The sequence below is a fragment of the Micromonospora sp. WMMD1155 genome, from assembly GCF_029581275.1.
Classification (GTDB): Bacteria; Actinomycetota; Actinomycetes; order Mycobacteriales; family Micromonosporaceae; genus Micromonospora.
In genome coordinates, this window is record NZ_CP120742.1 from 6904964 (window position 1) to 6930284 (window position 25321).

Sequence of the window (25321 nt, forward strand, 5' to 3'; positions counted from 1 at the left end):
CTCCTAGAGTTCCCGTACGCGGACGTTGCGGAACTCGGCCAGGTCGTTGTCACCGTGGTTCTGCAGACCGATGAAGCCCCGCAGGAACTGCCGCAGGTCCGTCGGCGGGTCGCCGGCACGCGACGACTGTTTGCCGGGCGTGTTGTCGAATTCGTTGATCACCACGCCGTTGCGGATCATCGTGTAGTGCTGCCCGACGACGCGGATCTCGTAGTCGTTCCACTCGTTCTTCGGGGTGACGCCGGCCTGGGCGAGCGGCACCGCGTCGAAGTTGTAGACCGAGCCGGTCTTCTGTGGCTCGCCGGTCTCACCGTCGTAGATCTGGATCTCGTGTCCGCAGTAGATCGCCATCCACGCGGCCGAGGTCCGGGCCGAGCCGACGGTGCCGCAACTGCCCGGTGGGCGCTGCTCCAGAGGGGTTCGCAGGTCCGGGAACCGGGTGAAGACCCCGGTGTTGGCCCGGCCGGTGCCCGGTGCGATGTCCTTGAACTGGAGCCGCAGCGAAAAGTCGCCGAGTTCCTTGGTGTGCCAGAGCATGCCCAGACCTCCGCTGGGCCGCAACGAACCGTCCGGCTGGATCGCGAACGACCCGGTCGGCGCCTGCTGCCAACCGCGCAGCGACTCGGCGGTGCCGTCGAAGAGCGGCTCGTACCCGGTGTGCCCGTCCCGGCCGATCTCGGACGCGGCGGCCAGCCGGGTGAGCGTGCCGGCCTCCCGGGCGCTGAGCAGGTCGTCGTCCTGCAACGCCTGGGCCACCGCCTTGACGTGCCGGACGAAACCGTCGTGGTCGGCCCACGTGCTCTCGTCGTCGATCAGGTCGTTGGCCGTGCAGCCCTGCCCGACCGTACGACTGGGCACGCCGGTGTCGGTGTCGCCGAGCCACACGTTCTGCCGCTCGTCCGGCACCGCGCAGCCCACCGTGACCGTGCTCTGCACCGTCGCCTTCTCACCGTCGGCGTACGTGACGGTCAGCTTCGCGGTGTAGGTGCCGACCTCGGCGTACGTGTGTCGGGGGTTCGCCTCGGTCGACGTGGCACCGTCGCCGAACTCCCACCGGTGGCTGACCCCGCCGGAGCGGGCACCGTCGAAGGCGATGGTCAGGGGCTTGTTCTGCACGGCGACCGAGTTCGCCGCCGGTACCGGGGTGGGTGCGCCACCGGTGTAGGTGATCCGGATCAGCTTCTGGTTGGGGTGCAGGCTGAAGAACCCGCCGCCGTAGTCCAGCAGGTAGAGCGCGCCGTCCGGGCCGAACTTCGCGTCCATCCAGCTCTGCAACCGGGTGTCGCCGTTACCGCCGGGAATGATGGCCCGCAGCGACTCGGCGTACACCGGTGGGGCCGCCTGCGGCACACCGGCCGGGTCGACAGTCACCGCGACCCGGTTGGCGGCGTTCGACTGGTCGCCGATGAACCACTTGCCGTCCCAGTGCTCCGGCCACGCCACACCGCTGTCGGCGTCGACGAGGCTGCGGTGGTACGTCGGGCCGGACATGATGGCCTGCCCGCCGCCGCGCAGGTACGGCTGGGTGTAGGTGGCGTCGGCCGCGACGTACGTCGGGAGGTCGCTGCCGTCGGTGCGCTTCGGGAACACCGGGCCGCCGCCGTCGGGCGAATACCAGATCATGTTGTCCCGGGCAGCCGGGATGTCCACCAGCCCGGTGTTACGGGGCGACTCGTTCTTCAGGTCGTCGCAGTCGTACCAGCCGGTCAGGACCGTCGCGTCGGTGTTGCTGCGATCCCGGTACGGCTGCCGGTTGCCCATGCAGTACGGCCAGCCCTGGTTACCGGCGGAGGTGATGATGGTGGCGGTCTCGTACTTCGCCGGGCCCAGGGTGGGGCTGGGCGACGAGGCGTCCGGGCCGACCCAGCCGGCGGTCAGCCACTGGTGCTTCGGGTCGATCTGCAGGCGGGCGATGTTGCGCACGCCCATCACGTAGATCTCCGGGCGGGTCTTCTCGGTGCCCGGCGGGAACAGGTTCCCCTCCGGGATGGTGTACGTGCCGTCCGCCTCCGGGTGAATCCGGATGATCTTTCCGGCGAGGTCGTTGGTGTTACCCGAGGTGCGGCGGGCGTCCTGGAACGAGATGCCCTCGTACTCCTGGGTCCAGTTGTTGCCGGAGTAGCCCTGCGACCCCTCGGAGGAGTTGTTGTCGCCGGAGCCGACGTAGAGGTTGCCCTCGGCGTCGAACGCCATGCCACCACCGGCGTGGCAGCAGCTGTGGATCTGCACCGGGAACTGCAGCAGGTCCTTGCGGGTGCTCTGGTCGACGGTCTGCGCCTGCCGGTCGTAGGTGAACCGGGAGACGGTGCGCTGCCCGACCCGCTTCACCCGGTCGATCGACTCGTGCGGCATCCAGTAGACGTAGAGCCAGCCGTTCTCGGCGAATTCGGGGTCGGGCACGATGCCGAGCAGACCCTCCTCGTTCTTGACCAGCTCGGAGCCGCTGCCCCGGTTGCCCATCACCTCCAGGGTGGTGAGCAGCTTGACCTGCTTGGTCCGCGGGTCCCAGGAGTGGATGGTGCCGCAGCCCTTGCCGACGTTCGGGTTGTTCCAGTCCGCGATCGGGCCGCTCGGGCAGGCCGCCTTGCCGACGTAGAAGACGGTGCCGTCGGGTGCGATGGTGAGCCCGTGCGGTTCGCCGATCTGGTCGAGCTGGCCGGTCTGGTTGGCGGCGGTGAGCCGCTCCACCTTGTAGTTCGCGGCGATCGTGGCCTGGCAGTCGCCGCGGACGCGGCCGGTGGTCCAGTTCAGCGCCCCGGTGAGGTGGGTGCGGAACGCCTCCTCGCCGTAGCTGCCCTCGGTGTGGCCCATGCCGGTGTAGAACGACCGGCCACCGTCGTAGTCCCGGCACCAGGAGACCGGGTGGAACGGGCCGTTGGCGGCCGCACCCGGGTCGTAGTGCCGCTCCTCCACCTGGGCGAGGGTGTGCACGGCGCCGATCGGGTTGGGGTCCCAGTTGTCCCACCGGTCGGAGCGGGTGATGGTCAGCGGCAGTGACGCCGTGGCCGGGTGTTTGCGGTCCAGGATGTTCACCACCGCACGGTTCACCGCGGGCGGCTCCGGCGCGGTGGTGCTGCCGGTGAACAGGCGCAGGTCGGCGAGCTGGGTCAGCGGCTCGCCGCTGTTCGCGGTGATGTTCAGGCGGTAGCGGGTGAACTCCTGCGGGGTGGCGATGTCGAACCGGCGGGTCTGGAACCGGTCCGGGAAGGTCTGGCCGGTGCGCCGATCCAGATCGGTCCAGCTCTGGCCGTCGGTGGAGCCCTGCAGGGTCCAGTCCTTCGGGTCGCGGCCGGAGGAGTCGTTGGCCGACGTCAAGGCGTACCCGGTCACCCGCTTGGCGGCGGCCAGCTCGTAGGCCACCCAACCGGTCGGGGTGCGGACCAGCCACTTCGTGTTGGCGTCGCCGTCGGTCAGCTTCTCCTTGGTCTCGTTCGGCGGGTTCTCGCCGCTGGCGGTCACCCGGGCGACCGGCTCGGCCACCGGGATGGCGCCGGCCGGGCGGGTGCCGATCAGGCCGGTGAACCAGGCCGAGTCGACCTGGGCGCGGGCGGCGTCGGCGATGCCGACGAAACCGCCGCCGGCCTTCATGTAGCTCTGCAGTGCCGACTCCTGGTCGCGGTTGAGCGCGGCGCCCGTCGCGGAGAGGAAGACCACGCTGCGGTACGCGGACAGCCCCGCCGTGGTGAACACGCCAGGGTCCGTGGTGGCCGTGACATCGATGTCATGACCGGCAGCAAGCTGTTCGATGGTGTCCACCGCGCGGGCCACCGGGTCCTGTTGCTCGGCCACCGGCCCGTGGAACACGAGGACCGCTGTGCGCTGTGCCTGCGCCGCCTGCGGGGCGGCTGCCGTTCGCGGCGCGGCTGCCGCCGTCGTCGCGGGAATCAGTGTCGCGACGGCCGCTACCGCGGCGAGGGTTCGTCGTATCGTCCTGGTCATCCCGTCCCCACTTTCGGTCAGCTTCCGTGCGTGTGGGTGTGGCCCTGGAACCGGTGGATCGCCTCTTCGGCGCCCGGTGGCATGCTGCCGTCGGCGTTGCGCACCAGGAAGATCCCGGCCATGCCGCCGTCGGAGTGCGTCTGCACGTGGCAGTGGTACATCCACGCCCCCGGTCCGACGCCGTCTCCGGCCAGCACCTGGAAACCGAACGAACTGCCCGGGTTGAGGTCCTTGTTGTCGACGACCAGGCTGGGGTCGCTCGGCCCCTCCAGCATTCCGGTGCGGTTGTCCGCCCACCGGTGGGCGTGCAGGTGGAAGGTGTGGAACAGGTTGCCGTGCCCGATGGCGATCCACTCGACGCGCTCGCCCAGGTTCGCCTCGAACATCGGGGTCTCCGGGGCCATCTTGTTGTTGATCGTCATGTCGTGGAACACGGCGGTGAACTGCTTCGACGGCAGGATGTCGCCGCGCCGCCGGACGATCAGCGCCCCGTACAGGCCCCTGGCGACTCCGCCGGTGCCGTGGTCGGTGCCCATCGCGTGGTCGTGGTAGTGCCAGTAACCGGCACTGCCCGGCATGTACCGCCGACCCGACGCGGCCACCATCTCGTGGGAGCGCCAGACGTACGTCCTGGTCTCGCCGGGGTTGTTGAACGAGGCGTTGAACGGGCTACCGTCGGAGTCGGTGCTGTAGTCCACCCCGTGCGGATGGATCGACAGCCGCTGGCTGGTGGTGTTGACCAGCGTGATCTCCAGGGTGTCACCCTCGTACATCTCCAGGACCGGCCCCGGGACGGTGGCCTGGCCGGGTGCCAGGCCGTAGCCGAACAGGTTGCCCGGCAACTGCTCAGCGTAGATGGTGATCTTCTTGGTGACGCCCGCGGCGGCCCGGGCGGGGCTGCCTCCGAACGCGGCGCCGATCGCCGGGGCGGACGCGCCCAGCGCTCCGGCGGCGAGCGCTCCGCTGGCGATCAGCGATCTGCGGGAGAGGTGGCGGTGAGGGCCACCAGCGTGATCGTCCATGGGTCTCCGTTCCCGACCGGGCGAAGACGCGACGAGGGCAGGGTGCATCGACCCGAGCACGGGGGCGGTAGCACGACTGAGGATGAGGCTCGTCGCGAACTTGGCTCGGAAGGCTCAGAACTTTCGGTGGATGACAGCAACTTATGTAATCCATCGACGAAAGTACAGGTCTGATTGCAAAAAGATTACCTTGACATCACGACGGCCTTCGATTGACATGAAGCTGACACGCAGGTCTGAGCACACCTGCGCCGGTCAGGCCGCGTTCGATCCACTCACCATCGCCGATCTGGCGGCATCCCACCAGCCCGACACTCCCACACTGCCGACGCCGCGGCACCCCGAGCGCATGATCCACTCCATATCGCCGAAGTGGCGGCATTCAGACCGCGCGATACCCCCACGTCGGCGATGTCGTGTCGATCAAGGGAGGGCGCGGGCCGAAGGCGGGCCGAGGCGGGTCGGGCCGAAGGCGGGCCGGGCCGAGGCGGGTCGAGGGCGTCCGGGGCTTCAGAGAGCGTGGCGGTCGTCGGACGGCAGGGCGGGGGCCTCCGGCGGCTCGGGCGACTCGTCGGTCTGACCGAGTCGGGCGACCCGGGTCGGGTCGAGGACCCGGGAGAGGAACGCGCGGGTCCGCTCGTGCTTCGGGTCGCCGAGCACCTCGTGCGGCGGTCCCTGCTCGACCACCACCCCACCGTCCATGAAGACCACCCGGTCGGCGACGTCGCGGGCGAAGGCCATCTCGTGGGTGACCACCATCATCGTCATGCCGTCCTCGGCCAGCTTGCGCATGACGGTGAGCACGTCGCCGACCAGCTCGGGGTCGAGCGCGGAGGTCGGCTCGTCGAAGAGCATCAGCTTCGGCTCCATCGACAGCGACCGGGCGATCGCGGCCCGCTGCTGCTGCCCGCCGGAGAGCTGCGCCGGGAAGGCGTCGGCCTTGTCGGTCAGCCCGACGCGTTCCAGGTTGGCCCGAGCGATCCGCTCGGCCTCGGCGCGGCCACGCCGCAGCACGCGACGCTGGGCGATGGTGAGGTTGTTCAGCACGGTCAGGTGCGGAAACAGGTTGAACGACTGGAAGACCATGCCGATGCTGCGGCGGGCCGCGTCGATCTCGACGTCCGGGTCGGTCATCTCGACCCCGTTCACCCAGATCCGCCCGGCCGTCGGCTCCTCCAACAGGTCGACGCAGCGCAGCAGCGTCGACTTGCCGGACCCGGACGGGCCGATGACGCAGACCACCTCGCCCTGACCGACCTCGAAGTCGATGCCCTTGAGCACCTCCAGCGGGCCGAAGGACTTGTGCAGGTCGCGGATCTCGACGGCGGGGCGGGGCGGGGTCGTCGTCATGGGGTCACCGGGCCTTGGCGTAGCGGAGTTCGAGGCGACGTACCACCTGGGACAGGGGCAGAGTGATGATCAGATAGGCGAGGCCGGCCACCAGGAGCGGGGTGGCGTTCACCCGGTCGTTGAGCATGTCCCGACCGAACTTGGTGATCTCGATGGTCTGCGCCGTCACGCCCAGCACGTACGCCAGCGACGAGTCCTTGGTGAGCAGGATGAGTTCGTTGGTCAGCGGCGGGATGACGATCCGGAACGCCTGCGGGATGACGATCGTGCGCATCGCGGTGAAGTGCGACATGCCGAGGGTGCGCGCCGCCTCCATCTGCCCCTTGGGGACGGCCTGGATGCCGGCACGGATGGTCTCCGCCATGTAGGCCGCGGCGGTCAGCCCGAGACCGATCGCGATGGACCCGAACACGCCACCGGGGATCTCCCGCTCGGGGAAGGCGATCGGGATGCCGTAGCCGACGAGGAAGAGCACCAGCAGCGCGGGCAGACCCCGGAACAACTCGATGTACGCCGTCGCCACCCAGCGGTACGGCGCCACCCGGGACAGCCGCATCAGCGCGAGGACGGTGCCGAACACGAGGCCGAAGGCGAACGCCCCGAGCGTGTAGAGGACGGTGTTGCGCAACGCGACGGTGATGATCGTCGGGAACATCGACGTGATGATGTCGACCCGGAAGAAAGCGTCGGCCAACCGGCCCCAGTCCGCGGCGAACGCCACCGCGGCGAGGACGGCGATGAAGACGAGGTACTGGATCCCGAGGGACAGCCGCTCCCGCTGGCGGCGTCGCAGCTTCACGTTGGCTCGTTGCCTTCCCGGAGTCACCGACCCGGAGGGCGCGCGGGACGCGCGCCCTCCGGCACTACGTGTGTGATCAGGCGCTCGGCCGCTTGCCGATCCACTTCTCGTAGATCGTGTCGTACGTGCCGTCCTGCTTGGCCTTGGCCAGCACCTCGTTGATCTTCTTGAGCAACTCCGGGTTGGCGTCCTTCTTCACCGGGAAGCCGTACTGCTCGCCGGTGTCGAACTCCGCGGTCACCTCGAACCCGCCCGGGTTCTTCTTCAGGTACTCGGTCCAGACCGGCAGGTCGTTGACGGCGGCCTCGACCTGGCCGTTGGCGAGGGCCTGCTGCAGGGCGGCGAGGTCCTCGAACTCGACGAGCTGCAGGCCCTTCTCCGCCTCGAACTTCTTGGCGTAGTCACGGCCGGTGGTGGCCGCCTGGACGCCGAGCTTCTTGCCCCGGAGGTCGTCGAGCGACTTGTACGCCGTGCCGGTCTTCGCCAGCAGAGCCTGGGTCGCGTCGAAGTACGGGTCGGAGAAGTCCAGCACCTTCTTCCGCTCGTCGGTGATCGTCATCCCGGCGGCGGCCGCGTCACACTTGCCCGTGTTCAGGTCCTGCCCGGACTTGATCCCCTCGAACGGGGTGTCGACGATCGTCTGCTCGACGCCCAACTCCTTGGCCACCAGGTCCATGATCTCGACGTCGAAGCCGGTCACCGTGCCGCTGGCGTCCTTCGACTGGAACGGCGGGTACGGCAGGTGCGTGCAGACGGTCAGCTTGCCCGCCGTGACGAGCTTGACGCCGCTCGCCTGGACCTCGCTGTCGTCCTTCTTGGCGCAGCCCGCGGTCACCGCGAGGGCGGCGATCGCCACGACGAGACCGGCCTGACGCACGGCGCTTGGGAACCTCACGGCTGTGTCCCTCCGGTTCGGCTTCCATCGCATAGAAAGCCAATCTGGTTCATAGACTTTGCGATTAGCGACCGTACCCGATCCGGCGAGTCGACCCCAAGATCACGCGGAGGCCGTCGTGCCGACGCGGCACGACGGCCTCCGTCGGCGAACCCGACAGACGTGCCGCAACGGGCCTCAGCCGCCGGTACCCTCGGCCGCGCCGTCCGGGGTGAGGGCCCCTTCGTGCGGGTCTGTGTCCAGGAACACGTGCTGGTGGCCGTGGCCCGCGTCGATGCTGATCTGGTCGAGTTGGGTCGCCGCGACCGACCAGACCGTTGCCGCCTCGGCCGCCTGCCGCGTGCTCAGGTCCAGCAGGGCCGCCTGGTGGGCGGCGGGGACGCCGGCCGCCAGGGCGTAGGTGTCGACGGCGAGCGACGCCTGCTGCACCGCGCCGCGCAGACCTCCCCGGGCCACGTTCGTGGCGGTCGTCCCGGAGGGCGGGTCGGCGAACGGCTCGGCGGCCTTGCGCATGGTCTCCTGCCAGGTACGCGCCCGGCCCGCATCCGGCGCCCGTCCGGCGGACTTCTCCTCCTCGACGGCGGCCAGGACGGGGGCGATCTGGTCGCGGACACCGCGGGCCGTCTCGATCAGCTCCACGATCTGCTGGGCGTCCCGCTTCGCGTCGGCCTCCTGGATGCTCGCGATCGTCGCCGCGGTGGCGTCCGGACGACCGACCTGGTAGCCGATGAGCCCGCCCAGCAGCGCGGTGACCAGTGCGATGGCCCCCGCGACCGCCACGATGCGCGTTGTGCGACGACGACGTTCGTCGGCTCTGTCCGACAGGTAGGAAGGCCGGCCGGTGCGACGCGCCATCGCATCTCCTCACATCGATGGTCTGGGGGCCACAGGGTAACGGTCCTCCGACGCGTACGTCGATAGGTCCGCCGAGCGGCCAGGCCGCGGCCCTAGACCGGGTAGCCCCACGCGGCGAGGGGCTTCTCCAGCGACCGTTCGATCGCGGCGAGCTGCGCCGGGCTGAGTTCCTCCTGGTACGCCGCCGCCCGGCCCGCCGGAAAGTCGTACCGGGAGAAGCCCTTCTCGAACGCGGGCGACCACTGCAGTCCCAGGAAGTCGAGCATCCGGCCGACCTGTTCCCGGGGGTGCTCGACCAGGTCCTCGTAGCGCACGTCGAGCCACTGCTCGGCGGGGTGACGCAGGCGGGCCTGTGCGAACGCCTCCATCAGCATCTTCCAGCCCAGCGCGGCGAGCACCTGGAAGGACCTCCCCGACTCGAACCACTCCTCCCGCAGGTCCGACGGGAGCGGGCCGTAGATCCAGTTGTCCGGCCCTCGCCACCCGTCCCACCAGCCCATCTGGAGCCAGGAGTTGGCCACCGCCCGGCCGTCGCGCACCACGTTGACCACCCGCAGGTCCGGGTACGCGGCGTGCAGCAGGCCGGTCCGCGGCCACCCGGTGACGTGCTGCACCAGTTGTCGGCAGCCCTGCCGGGCGATCCGCTCGTCGAAGAAGGCGCGCAGCCGCCGGGCCACGAACGGCGTCAGGTCCTCGGCGACCAGGTCCCGGCACGGGCGGGAGAAGCCGCCGAGCACCTGCCGGTCGAGCAGGTGGTACGCCTCCGACGGCGCCACCCGCAGCCGGCCCCGCTCCAGCAACCGCCGGCTGTGCCGCAGCGAGGTCATCCCCGCCGGGCGCGGCGCCGAACGCCGGTAGAGCGGCCCGTTGAACCGGCCCTTGAGGTTGAGCCGGGCGAGCTTGTCGTCCAGGCCGGAGACGAAGCCGACCTCGGGATGCCGGGAGAGCAGCTCCTGGACCAGGGTCGAGCCGCAGCGACCGGTGCCCACCACCAGTGAGAGCATCGTTCAGCCTTCCTGCCGGGTAGCGGGTGACGAGGGGGCCGGGTCCGGACGGGACGTGGCGGCGGGAGGCGTGGCCGGACGGGACGTGCCGCCGGGAGGCGTGGCCGTCCGGCGGCGCAGCGGGTAGCCGAAGCGGGACAGGGCCGGCCCGGTCAGCGCGGTCACCACCGCGTACGCGCCGGTGGAGAGCCCGGTCAGCCACTCGGTGTCGGCGACCACCGGGACCAGGCCGGTGCGGTGCCGCGAGGGATTGCCGGCCACCGAGTGGGTGGGTGCCAGTCGCACCGTGTCCGGGGTCGGGAACGGCAGGTCGTCCGCCGTCGCGCCGACGAACCGGACGATCCGTGCGGTGGTGCCGGCCGGATCGGCGACGAAGTCCTCGTACCGCACCCGCAGGTAGCGGTCGTCGACGGGTCGACGGCCCCACAGTCGCACGGTGGCGGTGTTCCAGACCAGCCAGAGCAGCGCGGCCTTCCAGACCGGTGGTCGGCTCATCAGCCGGTCGTCCGCGGGCCCGTCCAGCGGACGTCGCCGACGCCAGGAGTACGCGGTCGCCCGTGGGTCGCGCACCACGTGCAGGACGTACAGGTCGATGCCGGGCAGGGCACCGAGCAGAGCGCCGTACGGAGGCAGCTTGGAGGAGTCGACGATGAGCCCGCCGGGCCGGTCGGCGAGGGCGTGTGCGGCGATCGAGGCGTACAGCCGGGCCAGGTGGGTGTCGTCGCGGTGACTGTCGACCGGCCGTTGACCGCGACGCCGTCGGCGCAGCAGTGCGGGCAGCCCGCGCAGGCGCAGTCGCGCGGCCAGTCGCCCGGCTATCCCGGCCGGGTCGGCTCCGGCCAGGTCGGCGCGTATCCGCGTCCAGAGCGGACAGTCTCCCAGTGGGACGCCGCAGCCGCACGGCCGGTTCTCCAGGATGCCGCGCCGCCACAGGTAGCGCAGCTCACCGGCCGCGAAGAAGCCCGGCACCTGCCCGAGGACGTTGGTGACCAGCGTGCTGCCGCTGCGACCGCTTCCGGCGAGGTAGAGCACCCGGATCGTGCTCACCGGGCCGCTCCCCCACCGGCCGTCGCGCGGCCGGTCCGCCGTGCAGACAGAGCCTCGGCGGCCTCCGCGTACAGCGCGCGGATCCGGGTCAGGTGCAGGTCGGGGGCGAACCGCCGGGCGACCTTCGCCCGACCCGCCTGCCCCATCCGGTACGCCCGGGCGGGGTCGGCCAGCAGCGCGTTCAGCGCGTCGGCCAGGTCTGCGGGCCGGTCCGCGCCGACGATGCCGCCGTCCACTGTGGCCTCGACCAGTTCGGGGAGCCCACCGAGGTCGGTGGTGACCACCGGGACCCCGCAGGCGAACGCCTCCAGCACCGCCATCGGCTGGTTCTCGTGCCACCGGGACGGGACGGCGACCACCGAAGCGGACCGGATCAGCTCGTGCAGGCGCGGCTTGTCCAGGCGGCCGTGGAACCGGATCCGGCCGGGCACCCGGCGCGCGGCGAGCGCCTCCAGGTCGGCTCGGGCCGGACCGTCCCCGGCGACATCCACGGCCACCCCGTCCGGCAGCGCGGCGACCGCCTCGACCAGCACGTCGACACCCTTCTCCGGGGCCAACCGGCCGGCGAAGACGACACCGCCGCCGGGGCTCTGCTTGGTGGCGATGCCGCTCAGGTCGACGAAGTGGTTCACCACCCGCAGCCGGTCGGGATACACACCGGCGCGGCGCACCACGTCGGCCAGGAACTTGCTCGGGCTGACGAAGACCTGCACCGGGTCGTACGCGTCGAACCGCCGGTGCAACCAGGACTCGACGGCCAACAGACCGCTGCGCGACAGCGATCCGTCCTTGCAGCGGCGGCGGGCCGCCTGCAGGGGGCCTCCGGTGACGCAGGCCTGGCAGGGACGTCCCCGGTCCAGCAGTTGGTAACTCGGGCAGGCGAGTTTGTAGTCGTGCATGGTCAGCACGCAGGGCACCCCGGCCGACCGCGCCGCCGCGAGCACCGACGGCGAGAGCTGGTGGTAGATGTTGTGCAGGTGCAGCACGTCCGGCCGGAAGTCGTCGATTACCTGGGCCAGCCCGCGACGACTCGTCGGTGACCAGAGCATCCGGCCGGCTGCCGTCGCGCGTGGCCGCAGCCCGCTCGGCGCCGGTTCCAGCTCCACTTCGGAGGGGAACCACTGCGCGTACGGCAGCGGCGACTCGTTCTCCGGGTGGCTCATGCCGAAGTAGGCGACCGTGTCCCCCGCCGCCCGCTGCAGGTCCGCGAGGTCGAGGAGGTACCCCTCGGCGCCGCCACGGCGGTAGAGGAACTTGTTCACATGCAGCACGCGCATCGACTCGGCCTGCTCACGTCGATCGGGCGAACCGGCCCGGGGGTGACGACCGGGGTCTGCCCGCCCCGGCCAGGGCCCACCGTATGCAGGGCAGGTCTGCGAGTCCAGTTCACCTATGCCATGTACCTGAACGGTTGATCTTCGTATGCCCGTGCGGCCCGCAGCCTGGCATCCCGCCATGATCTCCCGATAGCCTGGCGGCGCCGCCGGTCGTCGCCCGTTCCCGCCGGGCCGGACCGGCGCCCGACCGAGGAGGACCCGTGGCAGCCGACGACGAGGTCTCCACAGTCGCATACACGGCGCGCCGGATCAGACGGCATCTGTGCTGGGCACGCACCGAGGGGATCGGGCGGCTGGTCGACGAGGACCGCCTCGACCCGGTCGAGCGGATCGGCACCGCCCTGGCGAAACGACGTTGGCGCAGGCGGGCCGGCCGGACGCCCGGCTCGGCGATGCCGGTCTACCTGGTCGGTCTGCAACGATCCGGCACGAACATGCTGGTCCGTGGCCTGGACGCGGCCGGAGAGGTCGAGGTCCGCAACGAGAACGACCGCACCGTCTTCCACCGCTTCCAACTCCGCCCGGACGCGGTGCTGACCGCCGTGATCCAGCGCAGCCGGCACGCGTACGTCCTGGTCAAGCCGCTCTGCGAGAGCCACCGCGTGGACGAGTTGCTGGCCCTGCCGGGGTTGACGCCCGGCCGCGCGCTCTGGGTCTACCGCGACGTCGATGACCGGGCCCGCTCCGAGGTCGCCAAGTTCGGTGACGCCAACCTGCGGGCGCTACGCGCCATCGCCGACGGCAGCATCGGCCGGCGGTGGCAGGGGCAGCGCCTCGACGCCGACGCCGTCGAGCTGATCCGGGCGCACGACCCGCAGAGGTTGGACCCGCACAGCGGCGCGGCCCTCTTCTGGTACGTCCGCAACTCCCTCTTCTTCCGACTCGGCCTGGACCAGCGCGCCGACGTGCTGCTCTGCCGCTACGACACGGTCGTGGCGGAGCCGGAGGCGCAACTGCGGCGGGTGTGCGCGTTCCTCGACTTCCCCTACCGACCGGGGCTGCACGCGCACATCGCCCCGCGCCGGTTCCACGACGCCGACGCGACGAGCCGACGGCCGCTGCCGATCGACCGGCGCGTACGGGCCCTCTGCGACGAGTTGACCGACCGGCTCGACGCTCACGCGGCCGACACCCGCTCCGAGACGAAGGCGGCCGACCGTGGCTGAACCCACGCCCCGTACCGCGCCGATCTTCCTGGTCGGCTGTCAACGCTCCGGCACGACGATGGTGCGCCTCGTCCTGGACTCCCACTCCCACATCAGCTGCGGCCCGGAGACCCGGTTCCTGCCCGACCTGCGACGGATCGTCGGGCGGGACTGGGAACGCCTGGCCCGCTTCGGCTTCCCCCGCGAGGACTGGCTACGCCGCATCCGGGACTTCTTCGGCGGCGTCCACGCCGACTACGCCGCGGCGCGGGGCAAGACCCGGTGGGCCGACAAGACCCCGCTGTACGCGATGTCGCTCGACTTCGTCACCGAGGTCTTCCCGGACGCCCAGATCGTGCACCTCATCCGGGACGGCCGCGACGTGGTGGTCTCGCACCGCAAACGGTTCGGCTACTGGTCCGCCGTCAAGTGCGTGGTGAAGTGGCCGCGCTACATCCGCGCCGCGCGGGCCGTCGGCGCCACCCTGCCGCCGGACCGGTACTACGAGCTGCGCTACGAGCAGGCGGTGACCGAGCCGGAGAAGACGATGCGGGGCCTCTTCGAGTTCCTCGGTGAACCGTGGGAGGACGGCATCCTCGACTACGACAGCAAGCAGCACGACGTGGCGCAGAAGTACACCACCGAGGCGGAGAGACGGCGGGTCGCCGCGAGCGTCACCGACCCGATCTACGGCTCGCGGGTCGGCACCCACCGCCGCGAACTCGACCCGTTCCTCCGCCTGTTGGTCTGGGTCTTCTCCGGTCCGACCCTGCGCGCCCTCGGCTACCGGTGAACCGGTCCCGCCGGCTGGGCGTACTCGCCGCCGCCCTCGCCACCACGATCCTGGTCACCGCCGGCTGCACCGCCCGCGACGACGATCCAGCTCCGGCCCCGACGGGCGCCGGCACCCCATCGGGTACGCCCGCGCCGGGACGCCCCGTGAACGGGGTGAGCAACCCGTTCGGCGCGCACTGGGACTGGTCGCGCTATGAGCAGTTCGCCCCGTACCTGCGGCGGATCGCCGGGTCGGCGACCTACGAGGAGATCTCCTGGTGCGAGATCGAACGCACCTCGGGCCGGCTGGACTGGGCCGGATTGGACGAGATCGCCTCCCGCAGCCGGGAGTTGGGCATCACCCTGCACCTGAAGATCCGTACCGGGGTGTGCTGGGCGACCGGTGGCACGGCGCGGTACACCAGGGGAACGGCGAACAAGACCGAGTCGGCGATGCCCACCGACCTCGCCGCGTACCAGCGGTTCGTCCGCTCGGTGGTGCAGCGCTACGGCCCGTACGGGGTGCGCGAGTACGCCATCGAGAACGAGGTCAACGCGCCGAGTTACTGGGCCGGCAGTCCCGAGGACTACGTCCGGCTGGTCAAGGCCGCCGCCGAGACGATCCGCGCGACCGACCCGCAGGCCCGGGTGGTGGATTCCGGCATCAGCAGCGTCGCGTACGGCATGGGTGTCGCCGACCGGCTGGTCCGCGCCGGTCGGGTGCCCGAGGCCGTCGCCGCCTACCAGGCGTACTTCCAGCGCCGGGTCGGCACCAGGGGCCAGCAGATCCCGGCGGTGACCGGGGCGGAGCAACTACAGAAGGCGCTCGGCACCGAGACCAACAGGCGCAGCCTGCGATTCCTGGCCGCCACCGAGTCACTGCTTGCCGACCGCACCGTCGACGTCCGGCAGGTGCACTTCTACGAGCACTTCAGCGGGGTCGCACCACTGCTGGACTACCTGCGCGCGACGACACCTGCCGGCATGCCGATCCAGGCGTGGGAGGTCGGTCAGTTCTGGCGCGACGGTGACGGTGACCCGGCCGGCCGGGCCGCCGAGATGGTCAAGACGGCCACCCTGCTGGCCGCCGGTGGCATCGGCGAGATCAGTTGGCTGCCGTTGGCGTACAACCCGAACAACGCCGCCGGCAGTGAGGTCCGCTATGGCCTGCTCGACCCGGACGGCACCGAACGCGAAGCCGGTCGGATGTTGGCCAGCCTGGCCGACGCGGCTCGGGGTGCCACAGTCACCCCGCTCCCGGCCTCGGTCGCCGGCAAGCTGCACGGGGTGGCCTTCGTGCGCGGTGGTTCGAGCACGCTGGTGCTGTGGTCGGCGTCGACCACGCCGGTGACCGTGCCGCCCGCATCGGGTGGGCAGACCGGTGCGGTGGGTGCACCGCTGCGGGCGGCCGGGGGTGGCACCACGGTGACCGACGTCCCCGTGCTGCTGCGCGCCGACCAGCCGGTCGAGCGGATCCTCGCCGACCTGCGCTAGCCGACTGGTTCCTCGGCCTACCTCCGGCGGGCGCTCGCCGACCCATGCCGATGTGCCGAATAGCGGTATACCTCAGAGTCATAAATATGACTCTGAGGTATACCGCTCAATGCCGCATCCGCCCCGGCGCAGGTGACCGACGGTCACCGCCGCCGACTGGCCGGTGCCGTGCGCTAGCCGGGCCAGGGGTCGGGCCAGCCGAGCAGCGCGGCCAGGCGGGCGTTGTGCGGCGCGAAGTACGCGCCGAGCCGGTCCCGCAGCTCCGGGGTGAGCTGGGAGGCGTCCTCGTCGACGCGACGGGTGTGCCGGGTGAACGCCTCGGGTGTGAACGCCGGCAGGTCGAGGAAGTCCAGGATCGCGCGGTACGTGCCCGCCGGGTCGGCGTGCAGGTCCTCGGTGCGGGCGACGTGGATCCGGTCCCGGGGGACGTGCGCGAACCACCGCTCGATCTGCTCGGCGTAGCGGCCCCGGGCGGCGTAGGAGTGGTTGCGTAAGGCCCGGTGGGCGGCACTGGTGTCCGGGCCCCCGTCCGTCGCCCGGGCCAGCCGCTCCTCCTCGGCGTCGAGCGCATCGGCGAAGGTCAGCGGTTCGAGGCCGTACGAGCGGGTGTGCAGGTAGTGCGAGTAGGCCCGCTGCACCGGGTCGCGCAGCAGCGCGACGAAGCGGGCCCGCGGCAGGGCCGCCGCGACCCGGGACGGCACGCTCGGATGGAAGAGGTAGTAGGGGCTCGCCTCGAACGTGCGCTCGTCCGGGGCGAGGCGCGGGAAGTGCCCCCGGTACCAGCGCAGACCCCGACCATGGTGGACGCTGAAGTACTGCAACTCCTTGCCGGTGGGCACCCGTACCCGGGGATGTGCGGCGAGGTGGTGGTACAGCGAGGTGGTGCCGCACCGCTGACCACCGATCACCAGGAAGTCGGGTAGCGGGCCGGGCTCGCCCGGCCGCGCCGCGCGCACCCATGCCCGCGTCGCGCGGACGCCCCGGCGCAGGTGGTCGGTGACCTGCCGCCGACCGGGCGCGCTCACGAGCCGACCCCGGCGGCGGGGCCGGGAGCCACGGCGGCGCGTCGGCCGCCCCGGCGGGCCACCGAACGCAGCACCATGACGTCCTCCCGACTGAGCCCGAGGGCGAGAACCCCCGCGCAGTACGCCCCCACGATCGCGGTCAGACCCACGGTGAGCTGGGTGACCCAGCCCTCGACCAACCACCGCACGCCGAACCCGACGCCCAACGCGAACACCGCCGCGACCAGCCCCTTGAGCATGCCGATCGTCACCGGCACGGTGTGCACCTGGGCGCGTACCTGCCAGACCCGGACGACGTTCACCGCGGCCAACGAGACCGCCCAGGCCACCGCCGCGCCGAGGATCCCGTACGCGGGGATGAGCCACAGGTTGAGCAGGACGTTGAGCACCAGGGCGGCGAGGTTGTCGACCATGTTGACCGACACCCGGCCGGACATGTTCAGCAGCGTCCCGCACGGCCCGGTGGCGGCGTTGACGAGCTGGCCGAGCGCCAGCACCACGGTCACCGCCGCGCCGGCGGCCAGACCCGGCCCACCGACCAGTCGCAGCAACTGCTCCGGGAAGACGAGCAACGCCACGAACGCCGGCAGCGACAGTCGGAGCACCCACCCGGTGGCCACCCGGTAGATCCGGCGGACCTCGTCCAGGCGACCCTGGTGGTAGAGATGCGCCAGATGCGGGCCGAAGGAGGCGTTGACCGGCGCGAGCACGAACACCGCGATCGTCACCAGCCGCGTCGCCACGTGGTAGACGCCGATCGCGTCGGCGCCGTAGTCGAAGAATCCGAGCAGCAGCGCGTCCACCCAGATCAGACCGGTGGAGGAGAGCGACGAGACCCAACTGACCGTGGAGAAGCGGAACAACTCCCCCGGCCGGTACGCGGGCCGGGCGTCGGGCACCCGGCGGACCATCCGGGCGAGCGCCACGAGAGCGAACCCGGCGGCGCTCCAACTCGCCGCCACCAGCGCCCAGAACGCGCCGGTCAGCCCCGCCCCCACCATGAGCGCCACCGCGGTGAGCACCAGCCGGGCCGCCGGCTCGTAGACCTGACCGACGAGCGCGTAGGCCCGCTGGGTACGCCAACCCCGGGTGGCGGCGAGGGCGGCCTCGCAGACGGTCGAGGCGGGCAGGCACAGCGCGACCAGCCGCAGCCCGGTGGCGAGCTGCGGGTCGTGCAGGGCGTCGGCCAGCCACGGTGCGCCGACCGCCAGACCGACGGCGACGACTGTGGACGCCATGGCCGAGATGCCGACCCCGAGGCGGATCGCGCCCCGCAGCGCGGCCGGGTCGTCGTCGGCGAGGTGCACCGCCACGAACCGGGTCAGCCCGGCGCGGAAACCGGAGAGCGCGAGCAGCCCGAGCAACGACAGCACGGCGTAAACCTGCGCGTACCGGCCCAGCTCGCGTACCCCCAGCACGCGGGCCAGCACCAACATGACCAGGAAGAGCGCCACCTGGCTGAACACCGCGCCCGCCAGGTTGACCACCCCACCGCGCGCCATGCCGCGTACCGGCTGGTCGCCGGCCTCCGGCGGGGCCGGCGGACGGCCGGTCAGCTCGCCGCGCACCCGGCGGCCCGTCCCCGGGCGGTCACGGACGTGCCGCGGGCACGGTCTGCGCCGGCACCGGCGGCTCGGCCGGCGTCGGCGCCGACGCCAACGGCTCGGTCGGCGGCTGCGCCGGCTTCGGCGGCACGGTCGGCGTCGGGTCGCTCGCGGTCGGCGCGGGTGCCGGGCGACCGGCCTGGCGGGCCCGCGAGAGCAGTTCGAGGACACCCACCAACAGCACCCCGAGCAGCAATCCGGCACCGCCCACCGGGAGGGCGGTACGCACCAGCTCGGCCATCCGGCTCACCTCGTGCGCCTCGCCGATGCTGGTCACCTGCTTCGGATCGGCGGCCTGAGCCTGGGCCCGGGCTGCCTGCAACCCCTCCCGCGCCTGCGACAGCGCCCCGGTCGCCGCGTCCCGCTGGGCGAGCAGGGCCTGGTAGTCGGGGAGTTTGGGCCCCAGCTCGTCGAGTTTCCGCTGCGCCGCGGTGATCGCGGCGGCCGCCGCGTCCGCACCCCGGCTGTTGCCGACCGCCTGCATGGAGAGTTGCTGCTGCCGCAGGCTGGTCAGCTCGCCCAGCGTCGCCTGGTAGATCCGGTCCGGTTGGGAGACCTTGTTGGCCTTCTCCCACTCGCCGATGGCCTTGGTGGCGGCGGTGACGTCGGCGTTGGCCGCCTCGACCTCACCGGTGGCGATCCCGACCTGGGAGGAGAACAGGAAGGCCAGCGCGCGGGTGGTGGTCGCGGTCAGCACCGGCGCGACGGTCGCCCGGTCACCGGCGGTGTACGTCACCTCCAGTTGGCTGCTCGCGCCGACCTGGGTGACGGCGAGGCCGTCGCGCAGTCGCTCCGGCGTCACCCCGGTGTCACCGGCCACGTCGGCGAGGACCCGGGGTGAGGTGACCGCCGCGCCGAACGCCGCGACGAACTGGTTCGCCGCCTGCGTGCCGGTGTACTGCGTCCCGGCCGCCCCGCCCACCAGCGCCGGTGCCGCCACGTAGGCGGTGCCGCTGAACTGCTGTGGCGCGAGCAGGACGATGCCGGCCGCCGCGCCGCTGGCGAGCAGCGGCACCCCCACGAGCACCCAGAGGCGCCGCCGGGCGACCCGCAGGTAGTCGACGATCTCCACTTTCACCCCAATGCTGTCGTTCACTCAGACCGGGACGGACGTGCTTCGCGGCTGCTCGCCGACCGGGCCCGGAGCCGGGTGGCGGGCGATCGCACCGGCCGCCGCGGCGAACGCGACGAAATACCAGAGCGTAACCACATTGGAAATGACGTTGGACGCCGCGCTGACCGCCACGAACGCGATGGCACAACCGGTGAAACCGACCGCGACACCGCGCTCGAAGCTGCCCGGAGGCGCGCGCCGCAGCGCCCGGCGCGCGGTGTGCAGCAGGGCGACGAGCATCATCAGGTACGCCCCGAGACCGAGCAACCCGGTCTCGACGTACGCCCGCAGGAAGTCGTTGTGCGGCTTCTTCGCCTCGTCGGTCTCGCGCTGGGTCATGTTCGGCCCGATCCCGGTGACCGGGTTGCGCTCGGCGAGCGTGACGATCTCGGTCCAGTACCCGATCCGCCACGCCAGGGTGTTCCCGGTCGGGTCCCCGCCGACGGCACGTGAGCTGCCGAGTTGGGCGAACCGCTCACCGACGGCGGGCACCAGGGCGACCCCGGCGACCGCCACCACGCAGAGGGTGACGAGCATCCGCTTGCTGCGGTGCAGCATCGCGACCACGACCAGGCCGATCGCCGCGCCGAGCAGAGCGCTGCGGGTGTTGGTCAGCAACAGGAACAGCAGGGAGAGCCCGAGCAGCACGCCGAGGGTCACCCGTAGGCGGCGGCCCAGGAAGCGGTACACCGCGAACCCGAAGATCACCATGAACATCAGGTAGCGACCGAACGTGGTCGACTGGCTGAACGTGCCGCTGATCCGGGTGAAGTCGCCCTTCACCTCGGCGGGCGGGTTGCCGAGCAGCGACAGGACGACCGTGTAGGCGAGCGACAGCACCAGCGACACGTAGCAGGCGAGCAGGATCCGACGGATCGCCGCCGTGTCCGGCATGAGCTGTTCGAGCACCACGAACATCACCACCACGGTGAGGATCCGCAGCGCCTCCAACAGGCTGTTCGCCGGCCGGGTCGCGCCGAGGGCGCTCACCACGCTGCTGGCACCGACGAGCAGCATGGCCCAGCCCAGCGGCGAGCCGAGCAACCGCCCGTGCCGGCTGAGCTGAGCGGCCAGCCAGAGCCCGGCGGCGAGGAGGAACAGCACCGCGAGCAGGGTGGACGGGTCCACCACCCGGGCGGCGCCGGCGGAGTCCGCCTGGCCGGCACTCGGCCCGGTGAGCTTGAACAGGTCGACGCAGGAGCGGACCGCCAGCATCAGCAACACGTACCCGGAGAACCGGGTCAGCGCGAGGACGGCGACCGCGACGCCCGCGACCGCGGCGAGTGGCAGCACCATGCCCCTGCGGTCACCGGCCGCCATCGAGACTCCCGCGACCACCGCCACGACGGCGGCGGCCAGCGCCGCCGCGCCGGTGAGCAGACGGGTCGTGTCCACCCGGCCGCTCATCGGCGGCGCTCCGCCACCCGGCGCGTGACCGGGTCGTTCCGCATCGACCACCTGCTGCGTGTGTTGTCCCACTGATCCCACTGAACCGAAATCGACGCGGCCGGGCACGGTGAACCGATCCTCCCGGCACAAGATCGGTTCAATCTAGCCCGGTCACCGCTCGGGAAGAAGGGGCCGTTGCACCGACCGGCCGATTCCCCGCGGGGCTGAGCCGCCGCCGCACCGGAGAACGGGCCGGACGGTCAGTGCGCGGCGGTCGGCAGTCGTGGCCTGACGCGGCGGGCCGTGGCCGGGACCAGGCTGAAGTAGAGGCGCTCCAACTCGTGGGCGGCGGTGTCCCAGCTGTACCTCTCGGTGACCCGGTCACCCAGCGCCTTCGCACCGGCCCGCTCCGTCGCCAGGTCCCCGAGTAGCGCGGTCAGCACCCGGATCAGGTCGTCCTCGTCGCCGTCGCGGAACAACCGGCCGCCAGCGGCGTTCGACTCCAGCACCTCCACGTGTGGCGCGATGTCGCTCGCGACCACCGGAAGCCCGTACGCGGCGGCCTCCAGCAGCGTCAACGGCAGACCTTCCAGGCGGGACGGCTGGACGAAGCCGGCGGCGTCGGCGTACAGCTCGGCGAGCAGGTCGCCATAGGCGAACCCGGTGAAGACGATCCGATCGTCCCCCTCGGCCGCACGGCGCAGCCGGTCCACGTAGTCGTCGGTGAACGACGACCCGCCGACGATCGCCAGCCGAACCCCGGTGTCGATCCGCCGGAAGGCCCGGATCAGCAGGTCGGCGGCCTTCTCCGGGACCAGCCGGCCGACCAGCAGCAGGTAGCCGCCGGGGGTCAGCCCGAACCGGGCCTCGATCTGTCGGCTCGACGCCGGGCGGGCCGGGTTGACGCCGTTCGGGATGTAGGTCGTGGGCCGACCGAACCGGGTCTCGTAGTGCGCGGCGAGCCCTCGGGAGACCGCGACCCGCTGGTGCGGGACGTAACCGCTGAGCCAGTGCGCGCTGCCCAGCACCGTACGCGCGGCGAGCCCCCACTTGGCCCGCTGGTTGTCCAGCCCGTGCACGGTCAGCACCACGCCCGCGCGGGAGAACCAGCGGGGCACCGGCGCGACCAGGGCCGGCCCGAGCCCGTGGTAGTGCACGATGTCCGGTCGCTCGGTCATCGCCGCCACGGTCGAGGTGGCCGCGTGCACGATGGCGTCGAGGTGCTTGCTCGCGATGGTGTGCACCTCGCGCAGGCGTACGCCCCGGTACTCGTCGGCGGGCGTCTCGCCGTAGCTCCGGCGACAGTAGACGGTGACCTCGTGCCCGAAGCCGGCCAGCCGGCTGGCCATCTCCTCGACGTGCCGCTCGATGCCGCCGTAGGTCGCCGGCATCCCCTTCTGCCCGATCATCGCGATCCGCAGTGGACGCCATCCGGCACCGGCGACCTCCGGACCGGTCGACGGGGCGACACGGGTCGGCTGAGCCCGTTGCCGGGGAATCGCGGGACCACCCGCGTACTGGTCCGCTTCCTCGGCCTGCAGGTCGGGGTGGGCCACGATGACTCCCTGCGTGACTGGGTCCGCGCCCGTCACCCGGGCAGATGAACACCTTGTCACGTGATGGGCCGTACGCCAGCCGATCAAGCGTACAAAAAAATCATCAATGGGATTCGCCACCCATGGGATGTCAGCGACGTGACGTCGACATGGACGAGCCCCGACCGATCGCTGACGGATCGGCCGGGGCTCGTCGTGTCGAACTGTCAGGCGATGTCGAACCGGTCGAGCTCCATGACCTTGGTCCAGGCCGCCACGAAGTCGGCCACGAACTTGCCGCGGGCGTCCTCGCTGGCGTAGACCTCGGCGAGGGCGCGCAGCTGCGAGTTGGAACCGAAGATGAGGTCGACCGCCGTGGCGGTCCACTTCACCTCGTCGGTGGCCAGATCGCGGATCTCGTACACGTGCTCCTCGGACTTCGACGCGCTCCACCGGGTGCCCGGGGACAGCAGGTTCGCGAAGAAGTCGTTGGTGAGCACACCCGGCCGGTCGGTGAGCACACCGTGCTGGGCGTCACCGGTGTTCGCACCGAGGGAACGCAGGCCGCCGACGAGGACGGTCATCTCCGGCGCGCTCAGGTTGAGCATGTACGCCCGGTCGATCAGCAGCACCTCCGGCTGGGTCTTCTCACCCGGACGCAGGTAGTTGCGGAAGCCGTCGGCGCGCGGCTCCAGGACCCGGAACGACTCGGTGTCGGTCTGCTCCTGGGTCGCGTCCGTACGACCCGCGCGGAACGGCACGGTCACGTCGAAGCCGGCGTCCCGCGCCGCCTTCTCGACGGCTGCCGAACCGGCCAGCACGATGAGGTCGGCGAGCGAGATCTTCGCGCCACCGGCCTCGTTGAACTCCCGCTGGATGCCCTCCAGGACGCCCAGGACGTTCGCCAGCTGCTCGGGCTGGTTGACCTCCCAGTTGCGCTGCGGCTCGAGGCGGATCCGGGCACCGTTCGCGCCACCGCGCTTGTCGGTGTGCCGGTAGCTCGCCGCCGACGCCCAGGCGGTCGAGACCAGCTGGGCGGTGCTCAGGCCGGACTCCAGGACCTTCGCCTTGAGCGCGGCGACGTCGGCGTCACCGACCAGCTCGTGGTCGACGGCCGGCACCGGGTCCTGCCACAGCTGCGGCTCGGCCACCCACGGGCCGAGGAAGCGCTCGATCGGGCCCATGTCGCGGTGCAACAGCTTGTACCACGCCTTGGCGAACGCCAGCGCGAACTCGTCCGGGTTCTCCAGGAAGCGGCGCGAGATCTTCTCGTACGCCGGGTCGACGCGCAGCGACAGGTCGGTCGTGAGCATCGTGGGCTTGTACTTCTTCGACGCGTCGAACGGGTCCGGGATGATCTCCGCGGCGTCCTTGGCGACCCACTGCTTGGCACCGCCGGGGCTCGTGGTGAGCTCCCACTCGTAGCCGAACAGGATCTCGAAGAAGCGGTTGCTCCACTGCGTCGGCACGTCGGTCCACGTCACCTCGAGACCACTGGTGATCGTGTCGGAGCCCTTGCCGCTGCCGTGGGTGCTCAGCCAGCCGAGGCCCTGCGCCTCCAGCGGGGCGCCCTCCGGCTCCGGACCCACGTGGTTGTCGGCGACGCCGGCACCGTGGGTCTTACCGAAGGTGTGGCCACCGGCGATGAGGGCGACGGTCTCCTCGTCGTTCATCGCCATCCGGCCGAAGGTCTCCCGGATGAAGTGCGCCGCGGCGGCCGGGTCCGCGTTGCCGCGGGGGCCCTCCGGGTTGACGTAGATCAGACCCATCTCGGTCGAGCCGACGCCGGGCGTCATCTCCTTCTCGGAGGCGTACCGCTCGTCGCCGAGCCAGGTGTCCTCCGGACCCCAGAAGATCTCCTCGGGCTCCCAGACGTCCTCCCGACCGAAGCCGAAGCCGAAGGTCTTGAAGCCCATCGACTCCAGGGCGACGTTGCCGGCCAGCACGAGCAGGTCGGCCCAGGAGATCTTCTGGCCGTACTTCTGCTTCACCGGCCAGAGCAGCCGACGCGCCTTGTCCAGGTTGGCGTTGTCCGGCCAGCTGTTCAGCGGAGCGAAGCGCTGACCACCGTCACCGGCGCCACCGCGACCGTCCTCGATGCGGTACGTGCCGGCGGCGTGCCAGCTCATCCGGATCATCAGGCCGCCGTAGTGGCCGAAGTCGGCCGGCCACCAGTCCTGCGAGGTGGTGAGCACCTCGACGATGTCCCGCTTGAGGGCCTCGACGTCGAGCTTGGCGAACTCCTTGGCGTAGCTGAAGTCCGCCCCCAGCGGGTTGCCCTTGGGCGAGTGGGCGTGCAGCACCGAAAGGTCGAGCTGGTTGGGCCACCAGTCCCGGTTGGTGCGCGGACGGCCGCCGGTCTTCGGGGTCGGCGAGTCGATCGCCGGGTTCTCGCTCTCGCTGCCGTGCGCGGTCACCGAGTCGTGCGCCACCGGGCAGCCGGCCGCTGCCTTCTGGTCCACGCCCTGTGCACTGGTGGGGCGGTTGTCCTGGGTGTCGCTCATGAACTTCCTTCCGAGCTTGCGGATCTCTGGGGCGTACGGTCGGTCGCGCAGTCGGGGCAGGCGCCCCAGTAGACGACCTCCGCCTCGTCGACGACGAACCCGTCGTCGACAGGGGCGGTGAGGCAGGGAGCGTGACCGACGGCGCAGTCGACGTCGGCGATCACGCCGCAGGTGCGGCAGACGACATGGTGGTGGTTGTCCGCGACCCGGGTCTCGTAGCGGGCGGTCGCGCCGGCCGGCTGGATGCGCCGCACCAGACCGGCATCGGTGAAAACCCGCAGAACGTCGTACACCGCTTGGTGGGAGATGGTCGGATGATCCTCCCGGACCAGCGCGATCACCGCGTCCGTGCCGACGTGCGGGTGGTCGCGCAACGCCGCGAGCACCGCCAGTCGGGGCCGGGTGACGCGCAGCGAGGCGGCCCGCAACTGCGCCTCGAAGTCGGACATCACCTGCCGAACATTAGCCGACTTTTCTGGAACGAATCAA

General features: G+C 71.3%; 19 protein-coding genes. 3 read left to right on the top strand and 16 right to left on the bottom strand.

The window, feature by feature from the left end; genetic code table 11:
* Positions 1-3 precede the first annotated feature (3 nt).
* The 9 genes from O7617_RS31630 to O7617_RS31670 all read right to left on the bottom strand — a co-directional run bounded on the left by O7617_RS31630 (position 4) and on the right by O7617_RS31670 (position 12188).
* Positions 4-3939, bottom strand: a complete 3936-nt coding sequence (locus tag O7617_RS31630; protein WP_282260174.1) for a ThuA domain-containing protein — start codon at positions 3937-3939, stop codon at positions 4-6.
* Between the two features lie 17 nt (positions 3940-3956).
* A complete protein-coding gene (locus O7617_RS31635; protein WP_282260176.1) occupies positions 3957-4961 on the bottom strand; it encodes a multicopper oxidase domain-containing protein in 1005 nt (334 codons plus the stop codon).
* Between the two features lie 510 nt (positions 4962-5471).
* A complete protein-coding gene (locus tag O7617_RS31640; protein WP_282260177.1) occupies positions 5472-6311 on the bottom strand; it encodes an amino acid ABC transporter ATP-binding protein in 840 nt (279 codons plus the stop codon).
* Positions 6312-6315: 4 nt separating this feature from the next.
* The gene (locus tag O7617_RS31645) at positions 6316-7110 is read right to left on the bottom strand and encodes an amino acid ABC transporter permease (protein WP_282260178.1); all 795 of its coding nucleotides are present in this window, start codon (positions 7108-7110) and stop codon (positions 6316-6318) included.
* 76 nt (positions 7111-7186) lie between these two features.
* Entirely contained in the window at positions 7187-8005 is an 819-nt protein-coding gene (locus tag O7617_RS31650; protein WP_282260179.1) for a basic amino acid ABC transporter substrate-binding protein, read from the bottom strand.
* Positions 8006-8182: 177 nt separating this feature from the next.
* Positions 8183-8860 carry a hypothetical protein gene (locus O7617_RS31655; protein ID WP_282260180.1) on the bottom strand — a complete coding sequence of 226 codons (678 nt, stop codon included), beginning with the start codon at positions 8858-8860 and terminating at the stop codon, positions 8183-8185.
* A gap of 92 nt (positions 8861-8952) precedes the next feature.
* Positions 8953-9864, bottom strand: coding sequence for a sulfotransferase (locus O7617_RS31660; protein ID WP_282260181.1), 912 nt, complete (start codon positions 9862-9864; stop codon positions 8953-8955).
* A gap of 3 nt (positions 9865-9867) precedes the next feature.
* Complete coding sequence (locus tag O7617_RS31665) at positions 9868-10911, bottom strand: sulfotransferase (protein ID WP_282260182.1); 1044 nt, start codon at positions 10909-10911, stop codon at positions 9868-9870.
* A complete protein-coding gene (locus O7617_RS31670; RefSeq protein ID WP_282260183.1) occupies positions 10908-12188 on the bottom strand; it encodes a glycosyltransferase in 1281 nt (426 codons plus the stop codon). The genes O7617_RS31665 and O7617_RS31670 overlap by 4 nt, the downstream gene beginning before the upstream one ends.
* Before the next feature lie 260 nt (positions 12189-12448).
* Between O7617_RS31670 and O7617_RS31675 the strand changes: the two genes are divergently transcribed.
* The 3 genes from O7617_RS31675 to O7617_RS31685 are packed head-to-tail and all read left to right on the top strand — an operon-like array spanning position 12449 to position 15661.
* The gene (locus tag O7617_RS31675; RefSeq protein WP_282260184.1) at positions 12449-13414 is read left to right on the top strand and encodes a hypothetical protein; all 966 of its coding nucleotides are present in this window, start codon (positions 12449-12451) and stop codon (positions 13412-13414) included.
* Entirely contained in the window at positions 13407-14186 is a 780-nt protein-coding gene (locus O7617_RS31680; protein ID WP_282260185.1) for a sulfotransferase, read from the top strand. The genes O7617_RS31675 and O7617_RS31680 overlap by 8 nt, the downstream gene beginning before the upstream one ends.
* The gene (locus O7617_RS31685) at positions 14183-15661 is read left to right on the top strand and encodes a hypothetical protein (RefSeq protein WP_282260186.1); all 1479 of its coding nucleotides are present in this window, start codon (positions 14183-14185) and stop codon (positions 15659-15661) included. Before O7617_RS31680 ends, O7617_RS31685 begins: the two co-directional genes overlap by 4 nt.
* A 173-nt stretch (positions 15662-15834) precedes the next feature.
* Here the strand turns inward: O7617_RS31685 and O7617_RS31690 are convergent, their stop codons facing one another.
* The 7 genes from O7617_RS31690 to O7617_RS31720 form a co-directional block, all read right to left on the bottom strand.
* Positions 15835-16686 (bottom strand): sulfotransferase, encoded by an 852-nt coding sequence (locus O7617_RS31690; RefSeq protein ID WP_282260187.1) that lies wholly within the window; start codon positions 16684-16686, stop codon positions 15835-15837.
* Positions 16683-18254 carry a flippase gene (locus O7617_RS31695; RefSeq protein WP_282260188.1) on the bottom strand — a complete coding sequence of 524 codons (1572 nt, stop codon included), beginning with the start codon at positions 18252-18254 and terminating at the stop codon, positions 16683-16685. Before O7617_RS31695 ends, O7617_RS31690 begins: the two co-directional genes overlap by 4 nt.
* A 22-nt stretch (positions 18255-18276) precedes the next feature.
* A complete protein-coding gene (locus tag O7617_RS31700; protein WP_282260190.1) occupies positions 18277-19368 on the bottom strand; it encodes a Wzz/FepE/Etk N-terminal domain-containing protein in 1092 nt (363 codons plus the stop codon).
* Positions 19369-19386: 18 nt separating this feature from the next.
* The gene (locus tag O7617_RS31705) at positions 19387-20799 is read right to left on the bottom strand and encodes an O-antigen ligase family protein (RefSeq protein WP_282260191.1); all 1413 of its coding nucleotides are present in this window, start codon (positions 20797-20799) and stop codon (positions 19387-19389) included.
* A gap of 254 nt (positions 20800-21053) precedes the next feature.
* Positions 21054-22349, bottom strand: a complete 1296-nt coding sequence (locus tag O7617_RS31710; protein ID WP_282260194.1) for a glycosyltransferase family 4 protein — start codon at positions 22347-22349, stop codon at positions 21054-21056.
* Positions 22350-22555: 206 nt separating this feature from the next.
* Positions 22556-24832, bottom strand: a complete 2277-nt coding sequence (gene katG, locus O7617_RS31715; RefSeq protein WP_282260196.1) for a catalase/peroxidase HPI — start codon at positions 24830-24832, stop codon at positions 22556-22558.
* Entirely contained in the window at positions 24829-25284 is a 456-nt protein-coding gene (locus O7617_RS31720) for a Fur family transcriptional regulator (RefSeq protein WP_282260198.1), read from the bottom strand. The genes katG and O7617_RS31720 overlap by 4 nt, the downstream gene beginning before the upstream one ends.
* Between the last annotated feature and the right edge of the window lie 37 nt (positions 25285-25321).